At 38.8% G+C, this 6744-nt stretch carries 4 protein-coding genes; 3 read left to right on the forward strand and 1 reads right to left on the reverse strand.

From position 1 onward, the window contains the following. The first annotated feature begins 153 nt into the window (after nt 1–153). Nucleotides 154–1377 carry a type II secretion system F family protein gene (locus IQ230_RS21915; RefSeq protein WP_193934360.1) on the forward strand — a complete coding sequence of 408 codons (1224 nt, stop codon included), beginning with the start codon at nt 154–156 and terminating at the stop codon, nt 1375–1377. A gap of 49 nt (nt 1378–1426) precedes the next feature. Continuing rightward, the gene (locus tag IQ230_RS21920; RefSeq protein ID WP_193934361.1) at nt 1427–1981 is read left to right on the forward strand and encodes a hypothetical protein; all 555 of its coding nucleotides are present in this window, start codon (nt 1427–1429) and stop codon (nt 1979–1981) included. Nucleotides 1982–2078: 97 nt separating this feature from the next. Here IQ230_RS21920 and IQ230_RS21925 read toward each other — a convergent pair whose 3' ends face one another. After that, the gene (locus IQ230_RS21925) at nt 2079–3995 is read right to left on the reverse strand and encodes an AAA-like domain-containing protein (protein ID WP_193934362.1); all 1917 of its coding nucleotides are present in this window, start codon (nt 3993–3995) and stop codon (nt 2079–2081) included. Between the two features lie 703 nt (nt 3996–4698). Here IQ230_RS21925 and IQ230_RS21930 point away from each other — a divergent pair. Continuing rightward, a complete protein-coding gene (locus tag IQ230_RS21930) occupies nt 4699–6714 on the forward strand; it encodes a carotenoid oxygenase family protein (RefSeq protein WP_193934363.1) in 2016 nt (671 codons plus the stop codon). The last annotated feature ends 30 nt before the right edge of the window (nt 6715–6744 follow it).

Consider the following 6744-nt stretch of genomic DNA (forward strand, 5'->3'; position numbering starts at 1 on the left):
AACTTTTTATAAGGATGTTTAAGGTGAACGAAGGACTATATTAAAAGTTGAGTTTAATTTTCTTATTTATACATTGCGTTGTAAATTCAAAACATATCTTTCTATTTTCTCAATTATTATTTCCTTAATTTTGAATGATTCAAGTTATAAATCATGCCTACTTACGTAGCTAGTGTTAGAGACTCTAAAGGACAAATTAGAAAAGAGAAAGTCACTGCAAAATCTCCAAGTGAAGCTCGTTCTAGTTTGAGAAATCAAGGATTATTTATTCAAGAAATCAAACAATCTTCAGAATTTGATTTAAGTAAAATCGATCTGCAGCAAGTAACATTATTTTTATCAAAAGTTTCTGTTAAAGATAAAGCAGTATTTTCTCGACAATTTTCTGCTTTAGTAAATGCAGGAGTAGCAATTGTTAGGAGTTTAAGTGTATTAGCAGAGCAGTGTTCTAACCCTAAACTCAAAAAAGCTTTACTAGAAATTAGCTCAGATGTACAACAAGGTGTCAACCTTTCAGAAGCAATGCGTAAGCATCCTGATTGCTTTGATAACTTGTATGTCAGCATGGTTCAAGCTGGCGAAGTAGGAGGTGTTTTAGATGAAGTCCTTAATCGCTTATCCAAGTTACTGGAGGATATAGCTCGACTACAAAATCAAATCAAATCAGCATTAGCTTACCCTGTTGTTGTAGGTTTACTAGCACTTGCAATCTTTATTGGGATGACTGTTTTCTTAATTCCTATTTTTGCTAACATCTTTCAAGATTTAGGAACAGAATTACCAGCATTGACACAATTCATGTTAAGTATTAGTGGATTTATCCAAGGTTTTTGGTGGATGATTCCTATCATAATTGTTGCTCTCGGCTTTGCTTATCGCAATTACTACAAAACTCGAGTTGGCAGAGAAACAATTGACCGTTTTTCTTTAAAAATGCCTTTGTTTGGCGATTTAATTCAAAAGTCAGCGGTAGCACGCTTTAGCAGAACCTTTGGTGCTTTGACTCGTTCTGGCGTTCCTATTTTAACTGCTTTAGAAATTGTGAGAGATACAGCTGGAAACCAAGTCATTGCTAATGCAGTAGATGCATCTCGACAAGATATTCAACAAGGGGGAATGATCAGTATTGCATTGCAAAAAGAACGAGTATTTCCACCAATGGCAATTCAAATGATTAGTATTGGCGAGGAAACAGGAGAACTTGACCAAATGCTGATGAAAGTTGCTGATTTCTATGAAGATGAAGTTGAGCAAGCAGTCAAGGCGCTTACAAGTATTCTAGAACCTATAATGATTGTTGTTCTTGGTGGTATGGTAGGGTTAATTTTGCTTTCTATGTACTTACCTATGTTTAAGGTATTTGAAAGTTTGGGTTAGAAATAGAGGAAATTAAAAGTATTAGCTACCCAACTTTTTCGCAGTTATTATGAGTGTAAAACACGTTCAATACGAAATTTGCTTAGCAGAGTATGCAAACACTGCCGGTGCGATCGCGTTACTTAAGCAATATCGCCTCTATTTAGAGATGCTTCCTAGCTTGCGGCGTGCTGATGAAAGCATAATCACAGTTCCTTTACCAGTAGTGCGGCTACGTCAGAGTACATCTAAACACAGCGACCTAACAACTGCGACACAACTTCCTTGTGATATCGCAATTTTGATGTGCGATCCTGAGTGGAAGATTAAAACAGGGGTCGAAATCATGGTATTCATTCATCGTCCTCACGAAGACTTTTCTGATTTGCTCAAGCGTTGGCGACAAACTCAAGTTTTACTTGATAAAGATTACGAATGGATTTTACCTTCTTGCTACCAACATATTTTGAATGAAGGTGTAAACAAACTTTATCCTTTGTTTGTTGTTTTTGATGATACTCCAGAACGTATTAAGCGAGGACTACAAGGAGCAACTCTACCAATTGTTATTGAAACTCTTTCTAGAGGAACAGAGGAAGACGTAGTAAAAAGCTTATCTTCATGAAGAGTATCAAGTTTAAGGATGAAAAGTAACAGTAAAAAAATCAAGAAGCAAGCAAAGCTCTTATTAAATAAATAATGATAGGTAATGTCTGAAGTACTCAAAGTTCTTGATAAATCTCATTTTCTGTTGATGTTAAATGCTCGTAGAAATATTGGCGATATAAATTACAGCGCGGTGTTACCTCATTTCCTTGCTGATGCACTAATCCCATACTGTATAGCTTAAATGCTTGCAACGTAGCTAACCGTATAGGGCGCGACGCAGCAACGATTGATTTCATTGCCGCCGCCAGCTCAGGTTGCTGTTGTATATTCCACAAGTGTCGTCGTAAATGGTCGCTATAAAGTCCTGTTTCTGTCGGTGCTGTTTGTAAAAGTTGCGTAAGTGTCAGATCCTGCTGTGCAATATAATAAAGCGCTACCCGCACTAAATAAGGGTGTCCTCCTACCATTGCCATCAGTTGAGCAACCTGTGTGATATCCCAATGAAGTCCGTGTCTTTGCGCTAAATCCTGGACTTGCTCGCTTGTAAATTCAGGTAACTCAATTGATAGCCCTACATTAAATGGCGATTGATGGATATTTAATGGGATATAAACTTCTGTTGAGTGTGCAATTACCAAGCGCAGTTTATTCCAAATTTCACGATTTTTTGCTTCTTCATGCCAAGCACGCAACAGCCCGAAAAAGTCATCGGCGATTTCAGGATATAGAAAGATGCGATCCACTTCGTCCAAACCTAAAACCAAGGGCTGGGACAGCTGAGCCAAAATGTACTTTTCAAAATAAACTTTGCAGCTGATCTTGCTGCCAAACATTTCATCCCAGTATTCAGCTAATCGATTAGGTAATTCTAGTCCTAGTCCAACATTGACACAGAACCAGCGTAAAAATCGATCCAAATCTTGAAAAACACCACTATCTGCGAATTGAAAGCTTAAAGGTAATGTGTGGTAGCCTTGCTTGGTTGCATGGTGCAAAATTCTAGCCATCAGTGATGTTTTGCCCATTTGTCGAGGAGCTTTAATTCGAATTAAAGCTCCCCGATGCGAAATCATTTCATAGCTGCGGGATTCAATTGGGGGACGCTCGACATAAAAAAGAGAAGCTAGATCGACTTGTCCTGCTGGTAATTCTGGTGCAGCTACTGGTAAGGGAGGACTATCAATTGTAATTTTTTGTAACTTTGTGGGAACTGCTACTGTAAATTCACTGGTAGGTAATTGATGTTCTGCTATTCGGCTAAGGACTTTTTGCAAAGTTGTTGGTGTATCAGCAGGCGATCGCCACTCGTGCTGTGGAATCTGATTGAGATAGCCGTAGAGGTCGTAGTTCAACGATGAGCTTTGAGAGTCAACCCAGATTGGAATAATTACAGGAGACTTTCGCTGCGAGTGAGATATTTGTGTTTTAGTCCAGCGAACGATTTCGGTAACTATTTCGCTAGTGGCAGATTGCTCGGATAACAGTAAAACCAAGTAATCACAACGCTTTAATTCGGCGTCGAAGTGTTGCGACCAGTTTTCTTGCGATCGCATAATCTCCTGAGCCATCAATGTTTGATGACCAGAGGCTCTCAAAGCTTGCTCAAACTCCCTCGCTATGTTGAGGTCTGACTCTTGGCTGCCATGATAGATAAAAACTTTTGAGTGGAGTAACGGAGCTACTTCACTACCGGTATTATGCTCTATTCCTGCGCTTTGCACTCGAAATGATTGAGTTTCGGGTAATGAGCTTCCTGTAATGGAGGTAGAGTATCTTTTTCTCCGCTCCAATGCAGCACGAAAAGTCTTTTTGCTGACTTTTTCTTCTAATCCTTCAGAAAGTAATTTCCACAATGCAGCACCAACTGTTTTTACGTAGTCTTCTGAGCAGTAGCAGGTTTGTGCAATTTGTTCATACTTCTGACTTAGCCATGTACCACGAAATATAGCAGCTTGTAGAGTATTCAAGTGCTTACCTGTTTTGGCAAATATCAAAGCATCGGTAAACGCTAGTGCCTCTTCAACGTCCATCGGTCAACTCAAGCTTTGATTCAGACTGTAGTTTTGTTGGTTTAGATAGCTAATTGCTATTAATAGTAGATTACAGGAACTAATATTCATAAGGTATGATTCTTATCACGTTTTTGCGAGATATTAGAACATCTGAGTTAAGTCGCTTATTTTTTCCTAACTTTTGCCACCAACAATAACAAATCTTTTATTAAGACCAGTAAATAAATCGATCAATTCTTAATATTACTCATGATGAGTTGCTTCTAAATCAAACCAAATATAATTTCGCCAAAATAAATAGTGAAACCTTTTTAATACCCTCATTTTTTGAAAAAATGACCATTTCTTTAAATCTAAGGGCATAATAAACTAATTTATTATACTTATCAAGGATTAACAGATTATCAACAGAATAAGTACTACTAAGTAATACAGAAATTGTGAACTGCAAGTAGATAGACTAATCCAATTTTTAGGCAAACTTTATCTAAATAAGTTAGAGGGCTGAAACAATTTTATCTGTGTGAAATCCAGCTACTACTAGCATCTCATGCTATAAAAATTATTTCCAGAGTAGGTACATCGATAAAGTCTGATAGTGCAACGCAGCTTTATTGCTAGAAATTTAATATTCAGTTAAATAAAGCAACTTTAGTAATACTGAGTTAAAACTTACACCTTAAAAACATCTGCAAACTATATTGAGATATAGGAAATAACCATGAAAGAAACAACTCAATTATCAACTACTGAAGCAAAAAATACTAGTTGCTCATCAGTGCCAGAGTCTGTTATGACTGCAGGTCGTTGTGAACTGACTGACGTCAAATTGCACATTTCTGGAAAACTACCAGACGACTTACAAGGTCATGTTTTCATTGTCGGACCTGTAGGAGATGTTAATTCTGGAGGACTTCCCTACCCTAACGGTGACTCAGTTCTAAATGGCGATGGTATGATTTACCGACTTGATTTTGATTGCCAAGGCGAAGTAGGGCTAAAGTCTCGCATTGTTAAACCACCTTGTTACTTTGCTGACAAGGCAACTCGACCAGGGTCAATGTATGCTAAGTATCGCTTTCGTAATCATGGGCTTCTGCGTTTTTCATTATCGCTCGGCGCTCGCAATGATCTGAATACAGCTTTTCTACCCATAAGGTTCCGTGATGACTCAGAGGAGCGTCTGTTAGTAACTTACGATGCTGGTCGTCCTTATGAAATTGATACACAAACGCTTGAAGTTGTCACTCCTGTGGGAGCTAATCTTGAGTGGCGAGCAGAAACACAGTTAAAGTTTCCCTTTCAACCTATTTTTAGCACTGCACATCCCGCTTTTGATGCTCACACTAACAGGATGTTCACAGTCAATTATGGTAGAGCAGCAGGCAATTTTTTAGAAACGATACCTTTTATTTACGGATTAGATAAACTTCCACATGAGATTGATGAACTTTTAGATATTGTTGGGGAGTTTATCGAAACACAAGATTTAATCAAAGATTTCATCAAGCTTTTTTCCCAGTTTTCTCAAAATATTTGGCAATTATATATAAGGATAATTGAGCGAATTACAAGCATAGATATTGAGGATTTTGTTTATTTAGTGTGCTGGGATGGTGTTGGGAACTTAGAACGATGGAAGTTGATACTCCCCGATGGCTCGCCAGTTAGGATTGAGCAAACCATGCATCAAATTGGGGTAACTCAAGATTATGTCGTGTTGATGGATACGGCTTTCAAAACTGGATTGGAGCAGATAATCAATAACCCTTTTCCAGAAAATAAAGGAGTTGAAAGATGTTTGAGGAATATACTCACACAGCCCGTATCGCCTGACTCTACTATTTACATCGTGCGTCGCGCTGACCTGAAAGTTGGACAATGCCCAGCGTCTGCTCAGCAGGAAGTTGAAGTCGTAGTGCGTCGAGTTGTGATTCCATTAGAAGCCGCGCACTTTTTAGTAGATTACGAAAATCCACACGGACAAATTACGCTCCATGCATCACATATCTGTGCCTGGGATGTAGCTGAGTGGCTTCGTGACTATAATAGCTCGGCATACAAACCTCATAATCCTGTACCGTCTCGCCTCAATGGAATGGAACAAGATGAAATGGACATCAGCCGCATGGGACGCTATGTAATTGACGGAGAAAGTGGACAAATTATTAAATCTCAAGTTATCTCGGATTTAAATCTTACTTGGGGTGTAGGGTTATATGCGTATCTTGATAGGCTATCTTCCGGTATGCCTCCAGGGCAAATTAAAGATATCTACTGGACTTCGTTTGGGCTATGGAAAGAACTACTAACAAAGTTTATCTGCGATCTATACAAGGATTATAAATACCGAGCAGTGCCTGTGTCAGAAGTTCTTCGCCTCGCAGAACAAGGTGTACCAGCAAACTTATTTCGGCTGCACACTTCAGATGAATCGCTATATATCGCTGACAGCTTTCAGTTTCCTGAAGGTTATATGGTAAGTTCACCGCAGTTTGTACCTTATGTTGATGGAAATGACGGATCAACTGACGGTTACATTGTATGCGCTGTTGTCTTCGACGACAGCAATGAAATTTGGGTTTTTGATGCTAACAATTTGAAGGCAGGTGCAGTCTGCAAGCTAAGTCATCCTTTACTTACAGCCTATTGCAAGTTTATGAGGTACAGTAAGAGGAGTACACAAATGAAGTCTAATGAAACCGTACTCGCTCGACTTGCGAGAAAAAATAGTTAAGGCATACACACAAGGTGACACCTCAATCAG

The sequence above is a fragment of the Gloeocapsopsis crepidinum LEGE 06123 genome (assembly GCF_015207655.1).
Classification (GTDB): Bacteria; Cyanobacteriota; Cyanobacteriia; order Cyanobacteriales; family Chroococcidiopsidaceae; genus Gloeocapsopsis; species Gloeocapsopsis crepidinum.